We start from the raw sequence: 23,853 nt of genomic DNA, 5'->3' as shown, positions 1-23,853 counted from the left end.
CTAAGATCCTGTACATACTCTAGCCATCTGAGCATCCGGCATGCTTGTGCTTTAGAGCGCGATACGTTTAATTATGACCTATTGATAATAATTAAAATGAGCAATAACAATGAATACACTCCACATCGACAGCCAGTGCATCCATGGTCCTGAAAAAGCCAACGATCCTCATGGTGCACTCACATCACCTTTATATCAAACTTCAACGTTTCATTTTAGCAGCGCCGCACAAGGAGCTGCACGCTTTGCAGGTGAAGAGCCGGGGTATATTTATACTCGATTAGGCAACCCAACAACAACCGAACTGGAACAAAAAGTGGCGCAGTTAGAAAGCTGCGAAGCGGCAGCTGCAACAGCGACCGGTATGGGGGCTGTCTCGGCGTCGGTATTAAGCTTCTTATCGCAAGGTGATCATTTAGTGGCATCAAGTGCCTTATATGGCTGTACGTTTGCCTTTTTTGCTCACATGTTGCCGCGCTGGGGAATTGACGTCACATTTGTAGATATGACTGATGAGCAGGCATTGCGTGATGCTATAAAACCTAATTCAAAAATGATTTTTGCTGAAACACCTGTAAACCCAACAATGGCAATAATTGATTTAGCACTAATAGGGCAAGTTGCAAAACGACATAGTTTAATCAGTGTGATCGATAACACCTTTCTCACACCGTTACTGCAAAAGCCCATTGATTATGGCATAGATTTAATTGTTCACAGCGCGACTAAATACTTAAATGGTCATGGTGATGTTGTGGCAGGGCTTGTGTGTGGTAGTCAAGAGCACATTACATTAATTAAGATGACGGTGCTCAAAGATATTGGGGCGACCATCAGCCCCCATGACGCTTGGTTGATTAATCGTGGCTTAAAAACGTTGGCGATCAGAATACAGCGCCATTGTGAAAGTGCGCAAATAATTGCCGAGTTCTTAGAGCAACACCCACAAGTGAATACGGTTTATTACCCGGGTCTAGAGTCACACCCTGGGTTTAAGTTTATTGGTAATCAAATGAAGGCGGCTGGTGGTGTTATTGCATTTGAGCTTAAAGGCAGCCTTAAAGATGGCGAGCAGTTTATTAATAGCACTGAGCTTTGCACGCTAGCAGTAAGCTTAGGGGATGCGGAAACACTTATTCAACATCCTGCATCGATGACGCACTCACCTTATACTCTAGAAGAGCGTGCAGCGGCTGGTATTAGTGATGGATTAATTAGACTTTCAGTTGGCTTAGAGGATGTTAACGATATTATAAGTGATCTTAACCGCGCCTTTACTTGTATAACTTGATTTGTAATTAAATGTTTACGGTAATTATCGCTTTTAGCCTTTAATCTACTTGGTGTGTAAACTTAACTGTTTTTTAGTGTATGTAAATGTATACAAAAGGCGTGTTAATGGCCTGCGCAGATATTGGCTCTGCTATTAAACTTTGGCTTACATTTGCTTAGTATCACTGCAACAGGTTCGGTTTAACACCAAGAAGGTTATAATGGCTAAAGCAAGTAAATACACCTCCAGAACACCAGATGAAAATGGTGTGATACATTGGAGCGATGAAGAAAATAAAATATGGTCAGAACTGGTCGCGCGTCAGCTTAAATGCATTGAAGGCAAAGCCTGTAATGAATACATGGAAGGCCTAAAAAAAATAAACTTGCCCCATGATCGTATTCCACAATTAAGTGAACTCAACGAAGTGCTGCTAGCCACAACAGGTTGGCAAGTAGCGCCAGTACCTGCGTTAATTGACTTCGACGAGTTTTTTCGTTTATTAGCGAACAAGCAATTTCCAGTTGCGACATTTATCCGTAGTCGCGAAGAGTTTGATTATTTACAAGAACCTGATATTTTTCATGAAATATTTGGTCATTGCGCTATGCTGACAAACCCAGATTTTGCTGAATTTACGCATAAATATGGACAGCTAGGTTATGCAGCGCAAAAGAAAGACCGTGTTTATTTAGCACGTATGTACTGGTTTACCGTTGAGTTTGGACTTATGCAAACAGACGATGGACTGCGCATTTATGGCGGTGGTATTTTATCAAGCCCTGGCGAAACACAGTATGTGTATTCAGATACGCCTGAAATCAACGCAATGAATGTACTTGACGTATTACGTACGCCGTACCGAATTGATATTATGCAGCCTTTGTACTACACCATTAATTCTATCCATGATTTGTTTGATATTTCACAATTGGATATTATGGCATTAGTAGAGCAAGCAAAAGAATTAGGGTTACACGACCCAAAATTTCCTCCTAAAGAAAAATTAGCAAGTTAAGGATTTAAGATGTCATCATTAAGCGCACAAAAATGCGAAGCCTGTCACGTTGATGCTCCAAAAGTATCGGATGAAGAGCTGGCAGAGTTAATTAAAATGATCCCAGACTGGGTGCCTGAAGTACGTGATGGTATTATGCAATTAGAGCGAGTTTATAAATTTAAAAACTTTAAACAAGCCATCGCATTTACAAACAAAGTAGGTGATATGGCAGAGATAGAAGGCCATCACCCTGGTTTATTAACTGAGTGGGGCAAAGTAACAGTTACATGGTGGAGCCACTCTATTAAAGGGCTACATAAGAATGATTTTATCTGTGCTGCAAAAACAGATGAAGTATTCGCTGCACTATAAGTCAATACACAGTTCTGCCCAAAGGACATAAAAGGCGCTTAATGCGCCTTTTTTCATTAAACAAGTGTCCAAATAGCATATATTGGTAAAACAACAGCCCAGCCAGTTAAAGCAACAAAAAGTAACGTTGTTTTCCAGGAGGCAAATGTTTCTGGCTTAGATTCTTGCCAGTTTTTGTTAACAAGAATTATCGATTTGAAATCAGCTTGAAAGTTATCATCCACAGCATATATACGGTTTTCCAAAGTATAATCAATCGCATTTCTAAGTGTTATAAGTCCTTCTTTATTACCTAAAATACAATCTGTATCGACTTCGTTATAAATCTTGATCCAAGGTTTTTCCGACATAAAACTTCCCATGGCACTTAAAGAATCCAGTGAAATTAACTTACAGAATTATCATACTAACCACATTAATGTTCAAAGTGAAATTATCTGATGTATGTTGTTATTTTTACTTATAATAATATTGAACTAAAAATAGATAAATTCAATGTGAGATCATGGTTTTTTAGTAATTATTATTCAGTAGTGATTTAAGTCAGTTTTATATTAGGTTGTGTTTATTTTCACTTTAAGATGACTTTTATTTTTATGAATTCAATTACATAGTGCTTCAGCTCTCACGCTATGTGCCTGAACAGGTGTTTAAACAGATTACCTCGTTAATTTTACATGACCCTGTGAATTGCACATAAAGGAATTAAAAAGTTAGAGGTAAGTATAGACGTTAGACTAATACCATCATCAATTTAAAAATGATGTGTATACTCAAGCCACTCAAGCAGTGATCCTAATTAGAAGCTAGGGCGTGTTGACCTTTGTGGATTGAAATTTGTTCAATCTAGGGGCGATTCAATCGCGGCGCGAGGTTTGTAACCTAGCGGGCTCGATAACTGCTCCTGCGTTATTCTACTGGATCACATCCATGTGAGAATAAGTAAAAACCAAGCAAAGCTTCCGCGTCCTGCTCACGCCCTTTATCTACCTCCATGTAGGTAACAAAGAGTCAATCGCCCCTAGGAAGAACCCTTTGGGCAGCGCATGTTTGGCATTTATACTGCGTTATCGCCTATTTATGGGGAACACCACACACCATAGGCGCTGCCTTGCCTAAATACCAAACATACTGCTGCAAAATCAATCACGAAAGGTCAACACGCTCTAGAGAGGGTATCGATTTCAGCTTGAGCTGATTTGGGCATATATTATAAAATTTAATATTGCGGCAAAGTTAACCACAGCGGTGAAGTTTGCTATAATTGCGCGTCTTTAATTCAAATTTATAAGGTAGTCGGGGTGGTAAACCTAGGTCAATTATTTGGTGAACTCAAAACGTGCTTAAGAAAAGATCAATTCATCTTTAAAAAACGCCTTCATGGCATAAAAAAAATAACTGATGAAACAAAACAAATTGCAGTGCTTGAAAAGATCACCGCTGACATTGCGCGCAGTCAACAATTGCGTGAGGTGCGTTTAGCTCAATTGCCAAAAGTTACTTACCCAGAGCAGCTGCCTGTTAGTCAGAAAAAAGATGATATTAAACAGGCGATAGCGAATAACCAAGTGGTGATCATCGCTGGTGAAACCGGTTCAGGTAAAACCACACAGATACCTAAAATGTGTTTAGAGCTGGGTCGTGGTGTTGATGGTTACATCGGGCATACCCAGCCACGGCGTTTAGCCGCGCGAACAGTTGCGGATCGTATTGCCCATGAAATGCAATGTGAGCTTGGTCAGCAAGTAGGTTTTAAAATCCGTTTTAGTGATCAAGTGTCTAATAATAGTTATATAAAATTGATGACTGACGGTATTTTACTTGCCGAAATTCAGCAAGATCGATTTTTAAATCAATACGATACTATCATCATAGATGAAGCTCACGAACGCAGTTTAAATATCGATTTTATTTTAGGCTATTTAAAAAACTTATTACCAAAGCGCCCAGACTTAAAAGTTATTATTACATCTGCAACCATTGATCCACAGCGCTTTTCAAAACATTTTAATGATGCGCCAATTATTGAGGTTTCAGGGCGGACATTCCCAGTTGATGTACGTTATAGGCCATTGATTGAAATTGACAAAGAGAATATGGAAGCCGAAGGCGATCAGCTACAAGGTATTTTTGATGCCGTTGATGAGTTGTGCCAAGAAGGCCCTGGTGACATATTAATCTTTTTAAATGGTGAACGGGAGATTCGAGATACTGCTGATGCATTGAGTAAACGTAATTTAAAAGGGGCTGATGTGCTCCCACTTTATTCGCGATTATCAAATGCAGAGCAAAACAGAATTTTCGCTCCGCATAGCCGTCGTCATATAATTTTATCAACTAACGTGGCTGAAACATCATTAACTGTACCGGGTATTCGTTATGTAATTGACCCAGGCACGGCGCGTATTAGTCGTTACAGCTACCGCACTAAAGTGCAGCGTTTACCAATTGAGCCAATATCACAAGCCAGTGCAAACCAGCGTAAAGGGCGTTGCGGGCGTGTTGAAGCCGGTATTTGTATTCGCTTATACGCTGAAGATGATTTTAATTCGCGTCCAGAATTTACTGACCCAGAAATACTACGTACTAACTTAGCGTCTGTTATTTTAAAAATGTTGGGATTAGGCCTAGGTGACATGGCGCAATTTCCGTTTGTACAAGCGCCGGACAGCCGTAATATCAACGATGGCTTAACATTATTAGAAGAGCTCGAAGCCGTTAAACCGACCAAGAGTAATCGCGACACTCAGCTAACTAAGTCAGGCTTAGAATTGAGCCGTTTACCCGTTGATCCACGGTTGGCTAAAATGGTGTTAACGGCGCATAAGTTAGGTGCATTACGTGAAGTGATTGTTATTGTTGCGGCGCTATCGATACAAGACCCACGAGAGCGGCCGCAAGAAAAACGTGCAGCGGCCAACGAAAAACATGGCCGATTTGACGACCCTGATTCAGATTTTATTGCCTTTTTAAATTTATGGAATTACCTAGAAGAGCAGCAAAGTGAACTAAGTAATAGCCAGTTTAGGAAGTTGTGTCAAAAAGATATGCTCGCGTATATGCGTATTCGCGAATGGCAAGACATTGTTTATCAGCTAAGTACGGTATGCAACGAAATGGGCATGAAAGCCACAACAAACGTGGCTGATGGCGATAAAGTGCATCAAGCATTACTCAGTGGCATGCTTAGTCACATTGGTTTTAAAGATGAAAAGCAACTGTATAAAGGCGCACGAAACAGTCAATTTCATATTTTCCCAGGTTCAGGATTGTTTAAAAAGAGCCCTAAGTGGTTAATGTCGGCTGAGCTTGTTGAAACCAGTAAATTATATGCGCGCGTCAATGCCAAAATAAATATTGATTGGGTTGAGCCGTTAGCACAACATTTAGTAAAACGTAGTTACAGTGAACCGCACTGGGAGAAAAAACCAGGCGCAGTCATCGCATTTGAACAGCAAGTATTATATGGGTTGATCATTGTTTCAAAGCGCCGCTGTGTGTACAGCAATATAGATCCTAAAGTGAGTCGCGAGTTATTTATTCGTAGCGCGCTTGTTGAACAGGACTTAGGCCAAAACGAAGGTTTTTTACAATTCAACCGCGAGTTGATTGAAGATATTCAAACACTTGAGAATAAAAGCCGACGCCGCGATATTTTAGTCGACGAACAAACTTTATATACGTTTTACGATAAAAAAATTCCGAGCGATATTAATAATCGAACGGCATTTAACAAATGGTATAAAACGCAAAAGCAGCAAAACAAACATTATTTACAAATGACCCGTGATGATTTGATGCAGCACGGTGCAGACAGCATTACTGAGTTTGATTATCCCGATGTATGGCAGCAAGGTAATTTAATGTTACCGCTGAATTACCACTTTGATCCAGGCCAAGCAGTTGATGGTGTAGCAGTGCAAATTCCTGTCGCACTATTAAACCAAGTGCAAGAAAGCGGTTTTGACTGGCATATACCTGCATTTCGTCATGAATTAATTTGTGGCTTAATTAAGTCACTTCCTAAATCGTTGCGTCGTAACTTTGTACCCGCACCCAACTATGCAGATGCGGTATTGGCTGCTATAGAGCCTATGCAGGGGAACTTACTGGAAGCGTTAAGCACACGATTGTTGCGTATGACCAGCGTTAAGGTTGAGCCTGATGCATGGGATTTAACAACCCTTGCCACTCATTTACGTTTGCAGTTTGAAGTACGCGATGAAAAAGGGGGGGTGTTAGCACATGGTATGGATTTAGCTAAATTAAAAGCACAGCTGCAAGGTAAAGTGACACAAACCCTATCAAAAGTGGCTGACAAAGGCATTGAAAAGAGCGATTTACTGACATGGGATTTTGGTAAATTACCGCTCTCGTATGTGAAAAAACAAGGCCAGTATGAGATAAAAGCATACCCAGCACTGGTGGATAAAAAATCATCTGCGGCAGTTGAGTTGTTCGATAATGAGATCAAAGCACACGCTGCTCATCAGCAAGGTTTACGTCGATTAGTGTTACTTAATGTTCCTTCGCCGATAAAATATTTACAACAAAACTTACCCAACAAAGCTAAATTAGGTCTATATTTCAATCCATTCGGTAAAGTCGCTGATTTAATTGATGATTGTATTGCAGCAGGGGTAGATAGTTTGCTTGTAAAACTCGGTGATGTACGAACAGAGCATGCGTTTGAACAAGTAAAGGAACAGGTCCGTGGAGAGTTAGGCGATACTGTCGTTGCTATTGCAACGCAAGTGGAGCAAGTATTAAGTATTGCGCATGCGTTGCATAAAAAGATGAAAGGGCGTGTAGATTTAACTATGATAACGGCGCACGGTGATATTAAAAGCCAATTAGAATCTCTAGTGTTTAAGGGGTTTGTATCCAATCATGGGGCAGATAAATTAAGTGATTTAATCCGTTATTTAAAAGCAATAGAAAAGCGTTTAGAGAAACTACCCGTTGACCCAAACCGTGACAGGTTATGCGTGCTTGAATTAGATAAAGTAGCGCAAGAGTACCAGAAGTACCTTAAAAAGATACCACAAGGGATGCCTATTCCAGAGTCGTTACAGACAATTTTTTGGATGCAGCAAGAACTGAGAGTGTCCTTATTTGCACAAACGTTAGGGACACCTTACCCGATATCAGGAAAGAGGGTTCTGAATGCATTAAAAGAGCATGATTGATCAATATTTAAGCTTGCATTTTATTGCAAGCTGAGTACCTTAAAGGAAGGATTTATTTTTGAACATAATGAAGGAACAAATATTTACTATGCCCTCAGCAGATAAAAAAAATCTACGTTTGCTTGTTGTTGATGATGAGTACTTTAATTTTGAAATGCTTAAAGGCGCACTATCAGCAAGTTTTGAACTAAGTTATGCTGATTCTGGAACTCACTGTTTATCATCAGCGATAGCCAATCCACCAGATGTAATTTTGCTTGACGTGTGTATGCCGGGATTAGATGGTTATGATACATGTAGGATGTTGAAAAATACGCCAGAAACGCGTCATATACCTGTTGTTATGGTATCGGGATTAGAGTCAGAACAAGAGCAAAAAGCCGGCTTTGAAGCGGGTTGTGACGCTTATGTCGTAAAACCCTTTTCAGTGGGTGGATTATTAGAAAAAATAAACACGGTCGTTTAGGAGAACAGTATGCTTAATGAAGAACAACGTAATTTCAAACGTATGCAGATCAACGCACAAGCAAAATTAGTAACAATAGAGCCAATTTCAGATCAGCATTTTGATGCGATGTGTGTGGATTTAAGTGCGACAGGATTGTCAGTACATTTAGATGAGTTACTTGAAGTGGGCACAATTGTAAGAGTGAATATTAATTCGACAAGCGCAAATATAGCGCCGCTTGATGCGACCGCTAAAGTGATCCGCGCCAGCAAAGAAAACGATGGCACGGTCACAGCAGGACTTGAAATCATGCATTTTAACTAGCGATTAGTAAACTTTACAGATCAAGCCTTTTAAGTAAAAACCTTCAGGGTAGCTGCCAGCAATAGGGTGATCGGCTGCTTGGTTTAAACGTTCCATAATCAATAAGTCTTTACCAGCATCAAGAGCTGCATCAGCAACTACTTTTTGAAACAAGTTTTGTTCCATTAACCCTGAACATGAAAAAGTGAGCAATGTGCCGCCAGGTTTAAGTATTTGCATTGCAATCATGTTGATATCTTTATAACCCCGACACGCACCAGTAAGCTGGGCTTTATTATCCGCAAATTTTGGTGGATCCATAACGACTGTATCAAAAAGCACGCCGTCTTCACGGTATTGACGTAATAATTTAAATACGTCTTGCTTAACAAAGTCCACTTTACTGAGATCAAGATTATTATGCTCAATATTGCGTTTAGCAGTATCTAGGGCTGGTTGTGATACATCAACATTAGTAACATGCTCACAGCCACCACGTAATGCGTACAATGAAAATGTACCTGTGTAGCTAAAGCAGTTAAGCACTTTTTTATCTTTAGAAAAACGTTCAAGGGCTGCACGGCTGTCGCGTTGGTCAAGGTAAAAACCAGTTTTGTGACCTTCAAGAATATCAACTTCGATTTTAAAACCGTTTTCTTCTATTAATACAGGTTGCTCAGGTTTATTACCCCATAATACACCCATCGTAGGTTCTAAACCTTCTTTGGTGCGTACTTCAACATCTGAGCGCTCATACACATCACAACCAGGGAAAATACTGATTAATGCGCCTACAATTTCACCTTTATGACGCTCAGCGCCAGCACTTAATAACTGACAAACGAGTACATTATCAAATTTATCAATAGTAACGCCTGGCAGAAAATCAGACTCCGCAGCACATAAGCGAAACCCCGTTAAACCACCTTCAATGATTACTTGTTCGCGTGCGTCGAATGCACGACGTAAACGACGCTCAAAAAATGCCTGATCAATGATTTCTTTTTCGTCAAAGCTCCATACTCGGGCTCTAATTTGTGAGTGTGGGCTGTAGGCGGCAGTTGCTAAAAATTTACCATCGTTATCATGGATAGTTACCGTATCACCTAACCCAGGTTTACCTTTTATTTTTTTTATGGCTTTTGAAAACAACCATGGGTGTTTTCTTTTTAGTGATTTTTCACGACCAGCTTGTAGGTATACGGCAGATGACATTGGGCTTCTCATTACAGATAAATTAGCAGGCTATTTTAGTGAAGCAAGGGCGAACATACAATGAATGTTTTGCACAAGCCCCTATAAGCACGGTAAAGTAACTGCAATTGATTGTTTTAATTTGAAACGACGTTATTTATGAACCAAGAAATTCCATTACCGGTGTCATTACAACAACTCGAAATTGCTTGTAAAGGGTTTATTACTGAAGTTGTTTGTGCCGATGTTGCTCACGATATTACCCATATTGAAAGAGTCGTACGCGTAGCAAAGCAGCTTTGCATTGCAGAGCAAGCCAATATGGCAGTGGTACTTCCTGCTGCATGGCTACATGATTGTGTAGCCGTTGCGAAAAACCACCCTGATCGTGCGAAAGCGTCAACGATGGCAGCAGATAAAGCGATTTCTTTCTTAGCTTCAATAGGGTATGACCAGCAATTTTTTGCTGCCATTCATCATGCGATTGTTGCCCACAGTTTTAGCGCTAATATACAAATACAATCGGTAGAAGCACAGATTGTGCAAGATGCTGACCGTATGGATGCATTAGGTGCAATAGGCGTCAGCCGTTGTATGAAGGTTGGTGGGTCAATCAGCCGACATTTATATCACCCGCAAGATCCATTTTGCCAACAGCGTAAAGCGGATGACACACTATATACACTCGATCATTTTTTTATTAAGTTACTTCACATCGCAAAAAGTATGAACACGCCTTCAGCGAAAACGGAAGCAAAGCGCCGCACTGATTATATGTTGGCGTTTATAGAGCAGTTAAAGTCAGAAGTGGGGAAAGAACTATGACGTGTCCATTGTTAGTTGGGGTCGATCATTGCCATTTAAATGTGGCAAACCTTGCCGAGTCGCTTATTTGGTACGAATCAGTGTTGGGTTTTACAGTGATCCCAGAGCTGGCTTTTTGGAATGAAGGCACAGGCCCATTAACGTTAGAGGATCGAGGGGCAACTGTCAGACTTGCTCTTTTTGAAGGTGAGGGCACAAGTAAAGGGATTGCTTTTGGTGCGACAGGAGAGCAGTTTTTGGCGTGGTTGAAACATCTGAAAGACTTAAATATAAAAACGGTGCTGGCTGATCATAAAGTAACTTTTTCGGTGTATTTTAAAGATAATAGCGGTAATAGCCATGAGATCACAACACATGACTATCAGTATATTGCAGGCCACCTCAACAATTAGTTTTGATAGGTTGAGTAAATATCCATAATCGCATCAATTTGCGCTGTAAATAAATGGACAAGCTCAGGGTCAAAATGAACGCCGGCTTGTTCTTGCAAAAAATTTAGTGCATCTTCAATAGGCCATGGCTCTTTATAGGGGCGTTTTGAGGTCAATGCATCAAATACATCGGCAATTGCAACAATACGGCCTTCAATTGATATGTTTTCGCCTTTTAAACCGTTAGGGTAACCTGAACCATCCCATTTCTCGTGATGCTCCATTGCAACTAAATACGCAAGCTGTAATAAAGGGGATGAAGAGTTTTCAAGAATTTGCGCACCAATCTGAGCATGTTCCTTCATATGCTCAAATTCATTTTCGGTTAGCTTTCCGGGTTTAAGTAATATTGCATCAGGGATACCGATTTTCCCAATGTCATGCATCGGTGCCGCTTGTTTTAACAGCTCAGCATGTTCTTCACTCATATTGTTGGCAAGCGCTAAAATTTTACTGTATTTACTCATTCGAATAACGTGGTTACCGGTATCGGTGTCTTTATATTCTGCGGCTCGCCCTAAACGGTGAACTAAATCTACATGGGCTAATTTTAATTGCTCAGCCTGAATGAGTGATAAGTGTGTTTTTACTCTTGCACGAACGATTGCAGGGCTGATTGGTTTGGTTATGTAATCAACAGCGCCTAATTCAAAACCTTTGAACTCATCGGTTTGATCACTCAATGCAGTAACAAAAATAATCGGGATATGTGCAGTTGTAGGGTTGTTTTTAAGGCGTTGGCATACTTCAAAGCCATTCATATCAGGCATCATGATATCAAGTAATATAAGCTTCGGAGGTTCTTTTTCAACTAATGCGAGTGCGGCATCTCCCGATTTAGCAAACGATAGACGATAATGTTTGCTTAAGACTTCACGCATTACTTTTAAGTTGGCGGGTTCATCGTCAACAATAAGGATTCTTGGGCGCTCAGTTATTAAGTCCATCATTGTATTTCCATATTATCAGTCTGATTAAGTCGTTCAATTAATAATTTAAGGTTACTTTGGGCATTATCAAAATCAAATAGGTCAAAAGATTCTACTAAGGCAGTAACTTCACTTTGATAAATCTGTGGTGCACCAGCGGCTATTTTTGCTAATAACTCATCGTTAAACTCGGCGTTTTCAGCGTCTTTGAAAAGTAGTTCACACATTGACTTAAGTTCACTGAGTGATAACACGCGTGTGTTTTTTTCAGGTTCATGGTGTGGCATGCAAGATGATGTCTTCTCGATTAAAAGCTGACTCACCGTATTTAACTCTGTTTGTAATTGTCTAATGAGTTGAGTTTGTTGCTGTAATGTTTGGCTTTTTTCTATTTCGGAGAAAAGCTTCATCATGGTTGGTAAACCTAAATTACCCGATAAGCCTTTAAGGGTGTGTAATGTGCTATTAGCATTTTTTAATGCAGCTAAGCCATTTTTAAACATAGTGTCGTAAAGTGGGTGTTGTTCTTTTAAAAAACGCTGGATTTGCGTTAACTGCTTACATTTACTGCCCCAAAGCAGCTGCCCTTTTTTGAAATCTATGTGCAGTGCTCTTGGATCATTTTGGGCAATCAAGGTTTCTTTTTTCAGTCCAAAACCCAAAACTTGCGAAATTTCTTGGTTTAGCTGGTTTATATCAACCGGTTTATTCGCAAATCCGTTCATTCCTGCTTTTTTCGCTGTAAGCTTATCTTGCTGTAAAACACTGGCTGTTAGCGCAATAATAGGCACGTTTTTTAACTGTCGTTGCTGCTCTATTTTACGTATTTTTTGCGTTGCTGTGATGCCATCACATTCAGGCATATGAATATCCATCAAAATAACATCAAAGTCTTGTAGCTCAAAAATGGCTAGTGCCTCTAAACCATTACACGCGGTGCTGACGGTATGCTTATCTCGAGAAAGTAATAAACGCAGTAGCTCAACATTTTGCTCAATATCGTCAACCACTAAAATACGCAAAGGAGGTAATTGTGTATGTAGGCCATCAAAGTAGTTAATTAAACTTTCATCTCCTTCACTAAGTGGGAGTGAAAAGAAAAAACAGCTGCCTTTATGTTCTTCGCTGACTAGATTAATTGAACCGCCCATTAATTCGACGAGTTGTTTGCTAATAGTAGTGCCAAGGCCTGTTCCACCAAAGCGACGTGTCGTGGTGCCATCAGCCTGTTCAAATGGCTGGAATACAGCTTTAAGGCGATCTTTGGCAATACCAATACCAGTATCTTGCACTTCAAAAAATAAATAACTGTTTTGAGCCATACTCACGGTTACATCAACAGCTCCTTTTTCTGTAAATTTAATCGCGTTGCCAATTAAGTTTGTGAGTACTTGTCTGATTCTATCGGGATCCCCATAGTAGGCAGTATGCACTGACTCTTTGATGGTAAGGTTCAACGCTAAATCTTTCTTTTTGGCATCCAACCAGAACGTTGAAATAATGCTGTCGAGCATAGGTTGGAGGTTAAAATGCACAGGCTCAATAGTCAGTTTCCCTTTTTCAAGTTTTGCTGAATCGAGGATCTCGTTAAGTAAGCGCAGTAGCGAGCATGCTGCATTATTTATGGTAATTAAATGTTTTTGCTGCTCTTGAGCAAGCGGAGTGTCCATCAATAAGTCACTAAAACCAATGATTGAATTCATTGGTGTACGAATTTCATGACTCATATTTGCCATAAACGACTGTTTAGCTTGCGCTGCATCTTCAGCGGCTATTTTGGCGAGCTTAAGCTTGTCTTCATATTTTTTTCGTTCGCTAATATCAACGAGCACACCGTCAATCCAAATAGCTTTGCCATGTTCATCAAATCCAACACTGCCTTTTTCAAGTACCCAAATTAGATTTCCGTTACGGTGGCGTACTCGATATTCAATTGAATATTGCGATTTATCTGTAATCGCCTGATCAATTGCTTCGTTAATATGTGGAATATCGTCTTTATAAAGTAAATTACCAAACTCGATATTTTTATTAATAAACTCAGAGGGTATGTAACCAGTTAGTTCATGAATACTGGGGCTGATAAAAATCATGCTCCATTGTTCATTTATATGGCAGCGAAAAACAACACCAGGCATATTGTCCATTAAAGAGCGATATTGTTGTTCCTTTTCGACTAGATTTTGTTGTAGGGCTCGTTGTTCGCTTAAGTCTGTGATAAAGCCAACGAACAAGGAATTATGACCAGGTTGGTTGACTTCACCTATGCCAAGTCGGATAGGGAATAAATGGTCATCTTTATGTTTTGCAAATACATCACGATTGACGCCAATAACTTTCGTAAAATCAATTTGGTCTGCTTTAGAAAGATAATCATCATGATGTTTAGCAATGTCATCAGCCATCAGCATTTTAACATTTTTTCCTCGAACTTCAGCCTCACTCCATCCAAAAATCCCGACTGCAGCATTATTAAAACTTAGAATATGACCGAGGTGATCAATTGTAACTATGCCATCAATCGCAGTGGATAAAATGGCTTCTAAGCGTGATTCGTTACCTGTTTTTTCTTCTAACAACATCCGGTAGCGAACCATGCCGTTTATAATAGCTACAATTGCCGTTAAAAGCATGGTAGAAAAAACGACACTGATGGCCACAAAGGTAAGTTGTGAATCTTTGCTACTGTCATTTAATAATGGGGATGTTGCAACAAATCGTGTGGCGGCCATTCCCATATAGTGCATGCCCGCAACGGCAAACCCGAGAATAATCGCACTGATCAGCCTTGCTTGAATAACTGTAAATTTAGGGAAATGCTGGCTGATATTAAAACGTGTGTACAAGGATATAAACGCAAGTACGACAGCCACAATAATTGATAAACCAAACATGAGTGGGTCATACCTAAGTAGCGGGCTCAACTCCATTGCTGCCATCCCACTATAATGCATGGTCCCGATACCTGCGCCTAACAAAACGGATGGTAAGAGTAAATCTATGAATTTTTTATTACTTTTAACTAATAAAGAAATAGCCGTTAAACAAGCCAAAAAAGCAGGAATAAAAGAGAGGAAAGTGATTGCAGGGTTGTAGCTAATATTAGTACACAAAGAAAAAGCTAACATACCAATAAAGTGCATACTCCAAATACCACCAGAGAGCACGAGCGCTGCGGTTGAGTTTGCGAGCCTTTGATAGCTCTTAAAGCGTGTTTCTTTTGCCAGATCAATTAAATATGCAGAGAAATAGGCCGCAAAAATGGCCGTTAAAATTGATAGCGTCACCAAAAAAGGGTTAAAAACACCATTTATAATTAAACGAGGGTCTTGATTCGTAATAAAAAACGTTGCAAGCATAATGGCTCAAAATATGGCTTATCCAATAAGTTCACTCATGGAATGCGACAGAAATTAACAAAAGCAAAGCACTTAAAATCAGTGCACTACATTATATAGGTTATAACTTTAGCATTATTAACAGTTTTTTTTATAGCGAGTTTTGCTCAAACCTGTAATTTATTATTCTTTCAACTTGAAAGAAGCCTAGCGAGTCATACGTTTTACAAAGACAACTACGAATAAAGCTAATGAGAAACTACCGCAAAATGCTTCTACAGCGGCGATAAAACGAGAAAATCCGGTTGGCGTAATATCGCCGTAGCCTAACGTCGTAAATGTAACAACACTAAAATAAAAACTATTGAGTAATGCTGATAAATTATCATTGAAAGAAGCGGATAAATTTAGTTGGAGCGTTTCTCCGGCATATACAACGCCAAAGATAAAGTAGCAAAATGCACAAAAAATGATTAAGCCTAAGCTAAACCTAATGACGTTTTCAGGTTTTTCGCCATACCCACACAATAAGTTGATAGCACTGGATGCTAATTGTTTTTTAGAGCCTTTGGGGTATTGCGCATGGCGCATTCTTAATTCTTTATAGGTAAAGTTACCAGCGAGCTCGAAAAGACCTTGTTGTTCCGATGCTTTACGTAGGTTTCTAAATATTTCTTCAGATTGCTCAAATAGGTCTAGCGCAGTGTTGCGATCTGATTGTTTAAGGGCTGTTTTAGCTTGGCTCTCTTGTAATAATTCAACACCTAAATCAATTTTATCAATGCGCGTATTGTCTAGCTTAATTCCTAATAAATTAGTATGTTGCAAGTTACAGTAGTGCAGGTTAGCCTCACGTAAATTTGCTTTCATTAATGAGCTGTGTGCGATTGTATTATTAAATAGGTGAGCACCACTTAAATTTGCTCGATAAAAATTACTGTAAGATAAATCAAATCCTTCCTCATCATCATGCTTTATTAGGCTTAAGCCTGTTAAGTTTGCACGCTGTAACTGAAGACCTTGCAATAAACCTCCTTTTTTAGCATAACGTTCTAATTTGTGACTCAGCTCAAGGCCCGATTTATCAAACTTATTATCATGCCAAAAACAAAAACCTGAGCCCATATCTATTTCTTGGCATTGATGCCCATCGGGGGAGGTATACTTACAACAAGGCTTATCAGGCATAATCGGATGCTGCTTTTTAAATTATTCTTAATTATAGGTTAGCAGTTTTTTTGCAAGGTAATATAATAACTCGAAAATTATTCCATATTGCTCACCGTAGCACTAAGAGTTAAATTTGTTTGAATACACACTAAAGCGCAGTCGCCGTCGTAAAACCGTGGCAATTAAAGTTCATCAGCAGGCTGTGACAGTTTATGCACCTATAGGTGTTGCTAAAAAAGAGCTTGAGAGTTGGTTGTTGAGTAAAACAGATTGGATCAATGTGCAAATTACCAAGCAAAGCCAGCAATTAGACACAAGGCAATACCCATTAAAAAATAATCGGGTGGTTGTTTTTGATGATGTTGTACAATTAACTTTTGCTGTAAGTAATCGCAGCCATTGGTTGTTAGTGAAAAATCAGCCTGTGACCACTTTGCAACTCAGTATTTCTGGTCGAGTTAAGCATCAACAATTAATGTATCAAACATTATTAGAAACCTTTTTACACGAACAGTTAGAAAGTTACATTGAAATGCGGGTTAATGATTACTGTTTGAAAATGGCAGAAGCGCTGCCTAGCAGCATTCGGATCCAAACTTATAAACGACGTTGGGGTAGTTGTAATCGACGCAGGGAACTTACCTTTAATTTATTGTTAGTCAGTGCACCACAGTACATTATTGATTATGTAATTGTGCATGAGCTTGCACACTTGAAGTACTTAAATCACAGTGCGCCATTTTGGCTACGCGTTAGTGAATTTTACCCGGACTATAAGCAAGCAACAAAGTGGTTAAAACAACACGGTGCAAGTTTACAATGGGTATTTGAATAATAAGGAATAAAATTAGAAAAATTAAGTCTAGAACTAGCAAAGCTAGAAAGAAAAGTGGTGGAGGGAGCTGGATTCGAACCAGCGAAGGCTGAGCCGTCAGATTTACAGTCTGATCCCTTTGGCCGCTCGGGAACCCCTCCACACTAATTTTGTCGCATTTGGCCCCACTTAACTTAGCGGTAAGAAAAGTGGTGGAGGGAGCTGGATTCGAACCAGCGAAGGCTGAGCCGTCAGATTTACAGTCTGATCCCTTTGGCCGCTCGGGAACCCCTCCAATGCAACGGCGCTGATAATAGCAAAATCAGCATTTAAGTAAAGAAAAAAGCTAAAGAAAAATGAAATAAAGCCGATAAATATCTATTACCTACTTTAATCGGCTAAAGTCTATGCAAATCGATGATTTGTTAATCACAGAGAGTCAACTTAACAATCGTCTTGCCATAAGTGTGAGTGAATCACGTCGTGGCGAGTTTGCTTTGTTATTGGCAATGCTTTCTCATGATGCGTTAGATTTTAGTCAGTTTCATCTTCCTAAAACGCCCATAGATGCGAATGTTGTTGTTGAAGATGAAGATCAATTGCGTAAAAAATTAGGAGCAGGGCCAAAACAAGTACTTGCACCAACAGAGTTTGATATGTTGATTGGCCAACATAATGCGCAACGCCTTAATGATGGTGGGATGAGTGACCTTCGATTACGTGCATGTCTAGCGCCAGAACCGTTAGCTATTCGTGATGATAAAATTCATATCCCACTAAATATTATTGATAACTGTGAATTAGTCACCCGTAAACGCCACCAACATAAAGAAACTCAGCTCGATAACCCACAAATGGATGCGGCAGCTTTTTACGACAGCCTTAATAATGAAGCACTTCATCAGCCGTTGCACTTATCTCAAGCTTGACATTAATGTGTCATATTTTGACACTAGACTAATTAATTTACTTTAGTGTAAAAAAAGCATCCAAAAATTAAATGCAATTGCTATAATGACCTCAAATGGTGTTTCATAAATACCATTATCATTTAATAAAGGTAATTAGGAACGTAATGAAGAAAACATTCACGCTGAATCACGAGAAAATCAAATATCCACGTATGGTTGATGCTGCAAAGCATGAAGTAAAAAAATATTTGAAAAGAGAGCGTAACAAAACCTTACCATTTGATGCTGACTACTGGGCATTTGATTGTAAGTTTGGTAATACAGCAGACGATGCACAAGTAGTCCATGTTGCTGAGATAAATAATTCTATCAGTGAAATTGAAAAGCAAGGCTTAACGTCCTTCTACGTTGAAATCATCGCACGCGCTGCACAGCGTCAAGAGCCTGTTGATGAGGAAGAAGAAGACGAATCTGAAGCATAATTGCATCTTTTCGCTAAAAGAATGGGCTTAACTGCCCATTTTTTGTGCCTTTAATTAATCCAACTTTAAGGTATACTCAAAAAAACTCTTAATAAGGATTTTGCGTGTTTAACCGATCACTACGTATTTTATTTTTTAGCTTATTCTCACTGTCTGTTCATGCAACAAACACATGCTTGCAAGATGAAACTAGCTTAACGAAAAACACTTTAACTGAGCAAGACTGGCGTTACGCCACCGATCCGCATGGAAGTAAAGCACTAACAAAAGCGAGTTTGCTGTCAGAGGGGGTAATTTGGGTTAATTTCTCGCGAGTGCCTCGCTTGGATGTCAAAAATAACTCGTGGGTGGAGCTGATTTATGATCTACCAAAAGGTGACTTAAATGGCGCTGAGACAATACAGCTTACCTATCAAAGCAGTCGTGATTTAGTAGTAAAATTATCTCAAAAAGAATATGGTGGGAAGGGAGATAAAAGTTATGCGCACTATCAACATATTTTGCCTAAAGCCAAAAAGTGGATAAGCGCATGTATTAATGTTGCTGATTTTAATCGACCTAGCTGGACGCCAACGAATTCAAAGGATTTAGGTATTATTAAAGCGCATGTAAGTGCGGTTTATTTAGTGCCTGATTTAAAAGATGATGAAGGTGGTAGCGCGGTCATTCAAGTAAAGTCTATTACATTATTACCATTAAAATAATGGCATACCAATTAAATAAAATACTGTATTTTAGCAAGCTAAACTCCCGTACATTATAAAGCTGGTATGTCACTTTACGAGTTAAGCGTCAGCTTTTTTTACTCGGATTTTACTTTTATCTACAGTGCTTTGATTTAATGCTTTAATTGCTACAGAAGCTTCAGCATCATTAGGCATTTCAACAAAGGCAAAGCCTTTTGATTGGCCTGTTTCTTTATCAAGTACTAAATTACAATCGGCTACTTTACCGTGCTCAGTAAAAAGAGTGCGAATTTCATGCTCAGTAATAGTGCGAGATAAGTTTCTAACTAATAGTTTCATTATATGAACCATGGTTTAAAAATAACTAATGTGATTGTCTCAAGGAAAAGCAGTTTGACCTAATGATTAATTACAAACAGCAAAAATAGTTTTAAGCTGATAGCCAAAGAAAAAAGAACAATTGAGAGTGGCGAAATGAAAGCAGTGACGAATAGCGTAATTAAAACAGCAATAATTGTTTTAGGTGGGCCAAATAATAATGACGGCAGTTTATCATTGATAGCAAAAAGCCGTTGTGAGCAGGCTTATCAAACTTATTTAAAAATGCCCGCTAAGATTTTGTGTACAGGTGGATTTGGAGCGCATTTTAATACCACTAAGCATGCTCATGGTGAATATACTGAACGTTATTTAATTGAACTTGGCATACCTGAATCTGCTTTTTTACCGGTGGCGCTAAGCCGCTTTACCTTTGAGGATGCATTACTCACTAAGCCACTACTCGCAGCGGAAAATATAACTGCGGCCACTTTGGTCAGCTCAGAGTTCCATATTGCACGAGTTCACTATGTATTTAGTCATGTGCAACCTAATCTAGAGCTAACTTTAGTCAGTGCTAAAACGCCATTATCAGAGATTAAATTAGCGCAATTATATGCCCACGAGCGTGCAGTCATGCCTAGAGAAGTAAAAAATGTGCAGCAGTTTATTGCATTACAGTCACAAAAAAGCCGTTAGTTGCTTAACTCATTACTAACGGCTTTTTCAATTGTGTAGAAATGATTATTTCACTTCTTTACCTGCAGCTTGCTGATCAGCGTGATAACTTGAACGAACAAATGGGCCAGAGGCTGCGTGAGTAAAACCAATTTCATCGGCGTACACTTTAAGTGCATCAAACTCTGCTGGTGGTACGTAACGTTTTACTGGTAAATGGTGCTTTGAAGGCTGTAAATATTGACCGACAGTTAGCATATCTACGTTGTGAGCACGTAAATCGCGAAGCACTTCCTCGATTTCGCTAATTTCTTCGCCAAGACCTACCATTAAACCAGATTTAGTTTTAACTTCTGGGTGTGCTTCTTTAAAACGACGCAATAATTCTAATGACCATTTGTAATCAGCACCAGGGCGCGCAAGTTTATACAAACGCGGCGCAGTTTCTAAGTTGTGGTTAAACACATCCGGTGGTGTTTCGATTAGAATTTCAAGCGCGCGGTCCATACGACCACGAAAATCAGGCACTAAAATTTCGATAGTGATAGTCGGGTTGTATTTACGAATTTCACGAATACAATCAGCAAAATGTTGCGCGCCACCATCACGTAAATCATCACGGTCAACTGAGGTGATTACCACATAGCTTAGCTTCATATCTCTGATTGTCAGCGCTAATTTTTCAGGTTCTGCGGCGTCTGGTGTTAATGGACGGCCGTGTGCAACGTCACAAAATGGGCAACGACGTGTACAGATAGCACCTAAGATCATAAAGGTTGCTGTACCGTGGTTAAAGCACTCTGATAAGTTTGGGCATGATGCTTCTTCACAGACTGAGTGAAGACCGTGTTTGCGCATTGCCTGTTTAATGCCATCGATCCGTTCAGTTGATTTAGGCAAACGAATTTTTAGCCACTCGGGCTTACGTAGCATTTCATTTTTTTCAGTCGGTAATACTTTTACTGGGATCAACGCCATTTTTTCAGCGTCGCGCAGTTTTACCCCTGGTTCCATCTTGACTGGCTTATTCATTCGTTTTCAAACCCTTCAGTAAACTTAACTTCTGTTGCATTAAGCTTTTTTATCATGTGTTTAACGAGTCCATTACCTGCTTGTTGAAGGTTTAGTGGGCCGTTTAAATCGGTTGTTTGCACCATATTCATACCCGCATAACCACAAGGGTTTATACGTAAAAATGGGCTCATGTCCATACTTACGTTTAGTGCAAGGCCATGAAAAGAGCAACCGCGACGAACGCGAAGCCCTAGTGAAGCAATTTTACTATCGTTCACATACACACCTGGTGCATCCGCTTTAGCATAAGCACTAATGCCGTAGTCATTGAGTGTATCTATAATACACTCTTCAAGCCATGTCACCAGTTCACGCACGCCTATTTTTAAGCGGCGTAAGTTAAATAGTACATACATCATTTGTTGACCTGGTCCGTGGTAAGTCACTTGACCACCACGATCAACTTTGATCACTTCAATGTCGCCAGGGGCAAGTACATGCTCGTCTTTACCTGCTTGGCCTTGCGTGAATACGGGATCATGTTCAACAAGCCAAATTTCATCAGCAACTGCATCATCACGCGTATCGGTAAACGCTTGCATTTTCTGCCATATCGGCATGTAGCGAGCTCGACCAAGTTGGCGTACTATTAACGTGTTTTCGTTCACAATAAATCTCTATTATGGCTTAAAGCATATGACGCACGTCATCAATATTACTGATCACGTTATAGATTTCTTCAATATGAGCGCCACTGGTAACCGTTACTACTAAGCTAACTGACTCGTAATTACCTTTACTGCTCGGTTTTACTTTTGGCGCGTAATCGCCAGGTGCAATTGGTTGTAACTTAGTTAGAATTTGATCAGTTAAGTTTACGTTCGCTAAACCCATTACTCTAAACGTAAATGGGCAAGGGTACTCTAAATATTCATCAAATTTAGTATCTTTTACAGGTGTAGCCACGACGTTGACTCCTCATACTTAATGTGTGTTTAGTACTTTAAATAACTAAACAATAATCAGATTAGATAACCTATTATCGACCTTATAATAATTGTATTAAGACATTACTGATCCGAAGTAGCAAAAAATCATGTATTACACAATAATTTTAATTATAACAAAGCTATCATTAAAAAATTTTGGTGTGAAAAATTATTTTTTGACGCCATCAATGGCTATTTACGCAATACAATTTACTTACAGGTTACTTGCGGGTTAGATATGAGGCGCATTCTACCATTTTTAAAGTAAAAAAAAACGCCTTGCAGTGCAAGGCGCTTATATTCTTTCGTTACGTTTTACATGATTTGTAAACGTAAGTAATCATAGATTTTGCTAAAGAAGCTACCTTCTTCAACTTCTTCAAGTGTTACAAGAGGATACTGTGCAATTTCTTCGCCTTCAAGCTTTAAAGATAAAGTGCCTACTGTAGACCCTTTAGCCAGTGGTGCTTCTAGAACTTTATCAAGTTTAAAGTCTGCTTTTAAATTTTTACGTTGGCCACGTGGAATTGTGATCGGTGTATCAACTAAAATACCCAGCGATACATTTTCTTTATTACCCATCCAAATGCGTTGTTCAGCAAAACTATCGCCGGCTTTATATGGTGTGATTGTTTCAAAAAATCGAAATCCGTAGTTAAGTAATTTTTTACTTTCTACTTTGCGAGCACGTTCACTTGAAGTACCCATAACAACAGCAATTAAGCGCATTTCATCTTTAGTCGCTGAGGTTACTAAGCTATAACCTGCTTCTGATGTATGCCCCGTTTTAATGCCGTCTACATCTAAACTTTCGTCCCATAACAGTGAGTTACGGTTATATTGCTTTATACCATTAAAGGTAAATGATTTTTCAGCATAAAAAGCATATTCATCTGGTACATCACGAATAAGTGCAGCACCTAGTGTGGCCATATCGCGTGGTGTTGTAAAATGCTCGTTGGTGTCTAAACCATGGCTATTGATAAAATGCGTGTTGCTCATACCTAATTTTTCAGAATGCGCATTCATTAGATCAGCAAAGGCACTTTCGCTGCCAGCAATGTGTTCAGCCATTGCAACACAGGCATCGTTACCCGATTGAATAATAATGCCACGGTTTAAATCTTCAACGCTGATTTGTTTACCGACTTCTATAAACATTTTTGATGATTCAGGGAAGTTTTTAGCCCATGCTTTTTCACTAACAGTAACCATGTCCGTTGGGGCGATGTTACCGGCTTTAATTTCAGTGCCGATCACATAACTGGTCATCATTTTTGTTAAGCTAGCAGGCGCAAGACGTGTATCAGGTTCGCCCTCAGCGATTACTTTACCGGTAGTAAAATCAACAAGGAAATAACCTTTTGCATTAATTTGAGGAGGTGCAGGCATGACCTGAGCGGTCGCTGAGAAAATGGCAGCTGAGCAAACCAAGCCACACATTCCGCTTATAATTTTGTATTTAATAGATTTCATCATACTCATTAAT

23 protein-coding genes and 2 tRNA genes are annotated in these 23,853 nt (G+C 39.4%); 13 read left to right on the top strand and 12 right to left on the bottom strand.

Annotation, left to right across the window (positions count from 1 at the left end; all coding sequences use genetic code 11):
- Positions 1-109 precede the first annotated feature (109 nt).
- The 3 genes from megL to HH219_RS06440 all read left to right on the top strand — a co-directional run bounded on the left by megL (position 110) and on the right by HH219_RS06440 (position 2,645).
- Positions 110-1,291 (top strand): methionine gamma-lyase, encoded by a 1,182-nt coding sequence (gene megL / locus HH219_RS06450; protein ID WP_169326961.1) that lies wholly within the window; start codon positions 110-112, stop codon positions 1,289-1,291.
- A 202-nt stretch (positions 1,292-1,493) separates the two neighbouring features.
- Positions 1,494-2,291, top strand: coding sequence for a phenylalanine 4-monooxygenase (gene phhA, locus HH219_RS06445; RefSeq protein ID WP_054206317.1), 798 nt, complete (start codon positions 1,494-1,496; stop codon positions 2,289-2,291).
- A 9-nt stretch (positions 2,292-2,300) separates the two neighbouring features.
- Positions 2,301-2,645 carry a 4a-hydroxytetrahydrobiopterin dehydratase gene (locus tag HH219_RS06440; protein WP_169326960.1) on the top strand — a complete coding sequence of 115 codons (345 nt, stop codon included), beginning with the start codon at positions 2,301-2,303 and terminating at the stop codon, positions 2,643-2,645.
- Positions 2,646-2,701: 56 nt separating this feature from the next.
- Here HH219_RS06440 and HH219_RS06435 read toward each other — a convergent pair whose 3' ends face one another.
- The gene (locus HH219_RS06435) at positions 2,702-2,995 is read right to left on the bottom strand and encodes a hypothetical protein (RefSeq protein WP_169326959.1); all 294 of its coding nucleotides are present in this window, start codon (positions 2,993-2,995) and stop codon (positions 2,702-2,704) included.
- 951 nt (positions 2,996-3,946) lie between these two features.
- On the opposite strand from HH219_RS06435, the gene hrpA reads away from it, so the two are divergent.
- From hrpA to HH219_RS06420, 3 genes are all read left to right on the top strand, one after another.
- Positions 3,947-7,834, top strand: a complete 3,888-nt coding sequence (gene hrpA / locus HH219_RS06430) for an ATP-dependent RNA helicase HrpA (RefSeq protein ID WP_169326958.1) — start codon at positions 3,947-3,949, stop codon at positions 7,832-7,834.
- A gap of 67 nt (positions 7,835-7,901) precedes the next feature.
- On the top strand, positions 7,902-8,300 hold the full coding sequence (locus tag HH219_RS06425; RefSeq protein WP_235575787.1) for a response regulator: 399 nt from the start codon (positions 7,902-7,904) through the stop codon (positions 8,298-8,300).
- Between the two features lie 9 nt (positions 8,301-8,309).
- The gene (locus HH219_RS06420; protein WP_169326957.1) at positions 8,310-8,606 is read left to right on the top strand and encodes a PilZ domain-containing protein; all 297 of its coding nucleotides are present in this window, start codon (positions 8,310-8,312) and stop codon (positions 8,604-8,606) included.
- A 3-nt stretch (positions 8,607-8,609) separates the two neighbouring features.
- On the opposite strand, the gene HH219_RS06415 is transcribed toward HH219_RS06420, so the two are convergent.
- On the bottom strand, positions 8,610-9,800 hold the full coding sequence (locus HH219_RS06415) for a class I SAM-dependent methyltransferase (protein ID WP_054206322.1): 1,191 nt from the start codon (positions 9,798-9,800) through the stop codon (positions 8,610-8,612).
- 138 nt (positions 9,801-9,938) lie between these two features.
- Between HH219_RS06415 and HH219_RS06410 the strand changes: the two genes are divergently transcribed.
- Positions 9,939-10,604, top strand: a complete 666-nt coding sequence (locus tag HH219_RS06410) for an HD domain-containing protein (RefSeq protein WP_169326956.1) — start codon at positions 9,939-9,941, stop codon at positions 10,602-10,604.
- Positions 10,601-10,996, top strand: a complete 396-nt coding sequence (locus HH219_RS06405) for a VOC family protein (protein WP_169326955.1) — start codon at positions 10,601-10,603, stop codon at positions 10,994-10,996. The genes HH219_RS06410 and HH219_RS06405 overlap by 4 nt, the downstream gene beginning before the upstream one ends.
- Here the strand turns inward: HH219_RS06405 and HH219_RS06400 are convergent.
- The 3 genes from HH219_RS06400 to HH219_RS06390 all read right to left on the bottom strand — a co-directional run bounded on the left by HH219_RS06400 (position 10,993) and on the right by HH219_RS06390 (position 16,490).
- Positions 10,993-11,982, bottom strand: a complete 990-nt coding sequence (locus HH219_RS06400) for a two-component system response regulator (protein ID WP_169326994.1) — start codon at positions 11,980-11,982, stop codon at positions 10,993-10,995. The two genes, HH219_RS06405 and HH219_RS06400, sit on opposite strands and share 4 nt — an antisense overlap.
- Entirely contained in the window at positions 11,982-15,323 is a 3,342-nt protein-coding gene (locus HH219_RS06395; RefSeq protein WP_169326954.1) for an MHYT domain-containing protein, read from the bottom strand. The genes HH219_RS06400 and HH219_RS06395 overlap by 1 nt, the downstream gene beginning before the upstream one ends.
- Before the next feature lie 186 nt (positions 15,324-15,509).
- On the bottom strand, positions 15,510-16,490 hold the full coding sequence (locus HH219_RS06390; protein ID WP_054454944.1) for a pentapeptide repeat-containing protein: 981 nt from the start codon (positions 16,488-16,490) through the stop codon (positions 15,510-15,512).
- Between the two features lie 115 nt (positions 16,491-16,605).
- Between HH219_RS06390 and HH219_RS06385 the strand changes: the two genes are divergently transcribed.
- Positions 16,606-17,307 (top strand): SprT family zinc-dependent metalloprotease, encoded by a 702-nt coding sequence (locus HH219_RS06385; RefSeq protein ID WP_169326953.1) that lies wholly within the window; start codon positions 16,606-16,608, stop codon positions 17,305-17,307.
- Positions 17,308-17,362: 55 nt separating this feature from the next.
- On the opposite strand, the gene HH219_RS06380 is transcribed toward HH219_RS06385, so the two are convergent.
- Positions 17,363-17,447 (bottom strand) — tRNA-Tyr (locus HH219_RS06380).
- Between the two features lie 49 nt (positions 17,448-17,496).
- Positions 17,497-17,581 (bottom strand) — tRNA-Tyr (locus tag HH219_RS06375).
- 112 nt (positions 17,582-17,693) lie between these two features.
- Between HH219_RS06375 and HH219_RS06370 the strand changes: the two genes are divergently transcribed.
- The 3 genes from HH219_RS06370 (at position 17,694) to HH219_RS06360 (ending at position 19,383) form a co-directional block, all read left to right on the top strand.
- The gene (locus HH219_RS06370; protein ID WP_054206329.1) at positions 17,694-18,215 is read left to right on the top strand and encodes a VC2046/SO_2500 family protein; all 522 of its coding nucleotides are present in this window, start codon (positions 17,694-17,696) and stop codon (positions 18,213-18,215) included.
- Between the two features lie 146 nt (positions 18,216-18,361).
- Entirely contained in the window at positions 18,362-18,679 is a 318-nt protein-coding gene (locus HH219_RS06365) for a DUF6172 family protein (RefSeq protein ID WP_054206330.1), read from the top strand.
- Positions 18,680-18,783: 104 nt separating this feature from the next.
- The gene (locus HH219_RS06360) at positions 18,784-19,383 is read left to right on the top strand and encodes a hypothetical protein (RefSeq protein ID WP_349251609.1); all 600 of its coding nucleotides are present in this window, start codon (positions 18,784-18,786) and stop codon (positions 19,381-19,383) included.
- 81 nt (positions 19,384-19,464) lie between these two features.
- Here the strand turns inward: HH219_RS06360 and HH219_RS06355 are convergent, their stop codons facing one another.
- On the bottom strand, positions 19,465-19,704 hold the full coding sequence (locus tag HH219_RS06355) for an RNA recognition motif containing protein (RefSeq protein WP_054206331.1): 240 nt from the start codon (positions 19,702-19,704) through the stop codon (positions 19,465-19,467).
- Positions 19,705-19,839: 135 nt separating this feature from the next.
- Here HH219_RS06355 and HH219_RS06350 point away from each other — a divergent pair, with 135 nt between their 5' ends.
- A complete protein-coding gene (locus HH219_RS06350) occupies positions 19,840-20,382 on the top strand; it encodes a YdcF family protein (RefSeq protein ID WP_211842026.1) in 543 nt (180 codons plus the stop codon).
- Between the two features lie 45 nt (positions 20,383-20,427).
- Here the strand turns inward: HH219_RS06350 and lipA are convergent, their stop codons facing one another.
- The 4 genes from lipA to HH219_RS06330 all read right to left on the bottom strand — a co-directional run bounded on the left by lipA (position 20,428) and on the right by HH219_RS06330 (position 23,840).
- Positions 20,428-21,393 (bottom strand): lipoyl synthase, encoded by a 966-nt coding sequence (gene lipA / locus HH219_RS06345; protein ID WP_054206332.1) that lies wholly within the window; start codon positions 21,391-21,393, stop codon positions 20,428-20,430.
- The gene (gene lipB, locus HH219_RS06340; protein ID WP_169326952.1) at positions 21,390-22,043 is read right to left on the bottom strand and encodes a lipoyl(octanoyl) transferase LipB; all 654 of its coding nucleotides are present in this window, start codon (positions 22,041-22,043) and stop codon (positions 21,390-21,392) included. The genes lipA and lipB overlap by 4 nt, the downstream gene beginning before the upstream one ends.
- A 19-nt stretch (positions 22,044-22,062) precedes the next feature.
- The gene (gene ybeD, locus HH219_RS06335; RefSeq protein WP_054206333.1) at positions 22,063-22,341 is read right to left on the bottom strand and encodes a DUF493 family protein YbeD; all 279 of its coding nucleotides are present in this window, start codon (positions 22,339-22,341) and stop codon (positions 22,063-22,065) included.
- Positions 22,342-22,679: 338 nt separating this feature from the next.
- Positions 22,680-23,840: a serine hydrolase gene (locus tag HH219_RS06330; protein WP_054206334.1), complete on the bottom strand. Its 1,161-nt coding sequence runs from the start codon at positions 23,838-23,840 to the stop codon at positions 22,680-22,682.
- Between the last annotated feature and the right edge of the window lie 13 nt (positions 23,841-23,853).

The sequence above is a fragment of the Pseudoalteromonas sp. NEC-BIFX-2020_015 genome (assembly GCF_012952265.1).
GTDB lineage: Bacteria > Pseudomonadota > Gammaproteobacteria > Enterobacterales > Alteromonadaceae > Pseudoalteromonas > Pseudoalteromonas neustonica.
Note: the sequence above shows the minus strand (reverse complement) of the source record. Positions and strands in the feature narration are given on the sequence as shown.

Excerpts from the sequence above, each read along its gene's own strand:
- megL (WP_169326961.1), top strand. The coding sequence starts at position 110 with ATGAATACACTCCACATCGACAGCCAGTGCATCCATGGTCCTGAAAAA.
- phhA (WP_054206317.1), top strand. The coding sequence starts at position 1,494 with ATGGCTAAAGCAAGTAAATACACCTCCAGAACACCAGATGAAAATGGT.
- HH219_RS06440 (WP_169326960.1), top strand. The coding sequence starts at position 2,301 with ATGTCATCATTAAGCGCACAAAAATGCGAAGCCTGTCACGTTGATGCT.
- HH219_RS06435 (WP_169326959.1), bottom strand. The coding sequence starts at position 2,995 with ATGTCGGAAAAACCTTGGATCAAGATTTATAACGAAGTCGATACAGAT.
- HH219_RS06425 (WP_235575787.1), top strand. The coding sequence starts at position 7,902 with ATGAAGGAACAAATATTTACTATGCCCTCAGCAGATAAAAAAAATCTA.
- HH219_RS06420 (WP_169326957.1), top strand. The coding sequence starts at position 8,310 with ATGCTTAATGAAGAACAACGTAATTTCAAACGTATGCAGATCAACGCA.
- HH219_RS06415 (WP_054206322.1), bottom strand. The coding sequence starts at position 9,800 with ATGTCATCTGCCGTATACCTACAAGCTGGTCGTGAAAAATCACTAAAA.
- HH219_RS06410 (WP_169326956.1), top strand. The coding sequence starts at position 9,939 with ATGAACCAAGAAATTCCATTACCGGTGTCATTACAACAACTCGAAATT.
- HH219_RS06405 (WP_169326955.1), top strand. The coding sequence starts at position 10,601 with ATGACGTGTCCATTGTTAGTTGGGGTCGATCATTGCCATTTAAATGTG.
- HH219_RS06400 (WP_169326994.1), bottom strand. The coding sequence starts at position 11,982 with ATGGACTTAATAACTGAGCGCCCAAGAATCCTTATTGTTGACGATGAA.
- HH219_RS06395 (WP_169326954.1), bottom strand. The coding sequence starts at position 15,323 with ATGCTTGCAACGTTTTTTATTACGAATCAAGACCCTCGTTTAATTATA.
- HH219_RS06390 (WP_054454944.1), bottom strand. The coding sequence starts at position 16,490 with ATGCCTGATAAGCCTTGTTGTAAGTATACCTCCCCCGATGGGCATCAA.
- HH219_RS06370 (WP_054206329.1), top strand. The coding sequence starts at position 17,694 with ATGCAAATCGATGATTTGTTAATCACAGAGAGTCAACTTAACAATCGT.
- HH219_RS06365 (WP_054206330.1), top strand. The coding sequence starts at position 18,362 with ATGAAGAAAACATTCACGCTGAATCACGAGAAAATCAAATATCCACGT.
- HH219_RS06355 (WP_054206331.1), bottom strand. The coding sequence starts at position 19,704 with ATGAAACTATTAGTTAGAAACTTATCTCGCACTATTACTGAGCATGAA.
- HH219_RS06350 (WP_211842026.1), top strand. The coding sequence starts at position 19,840 with ATGAAAGCAGTGACGAATAGCGTAATTAAAACAGCAATAATTGTTTTA.
- lipA (WP_054206332.1), bottom strand. The coding sequence starts at position 21,393 with ATGAATAAGCCAGTCAAGATGGAACCAGGGGTAAAACTGCGCGACGCT.
- HH219_RS06330 (WP_054206334.1), bottom strand. The coding sequence starts at position 23,840 with ATGAAATCTATTAAATACAAAATTATAAGCGGAATGTGTGGCTTGGTT.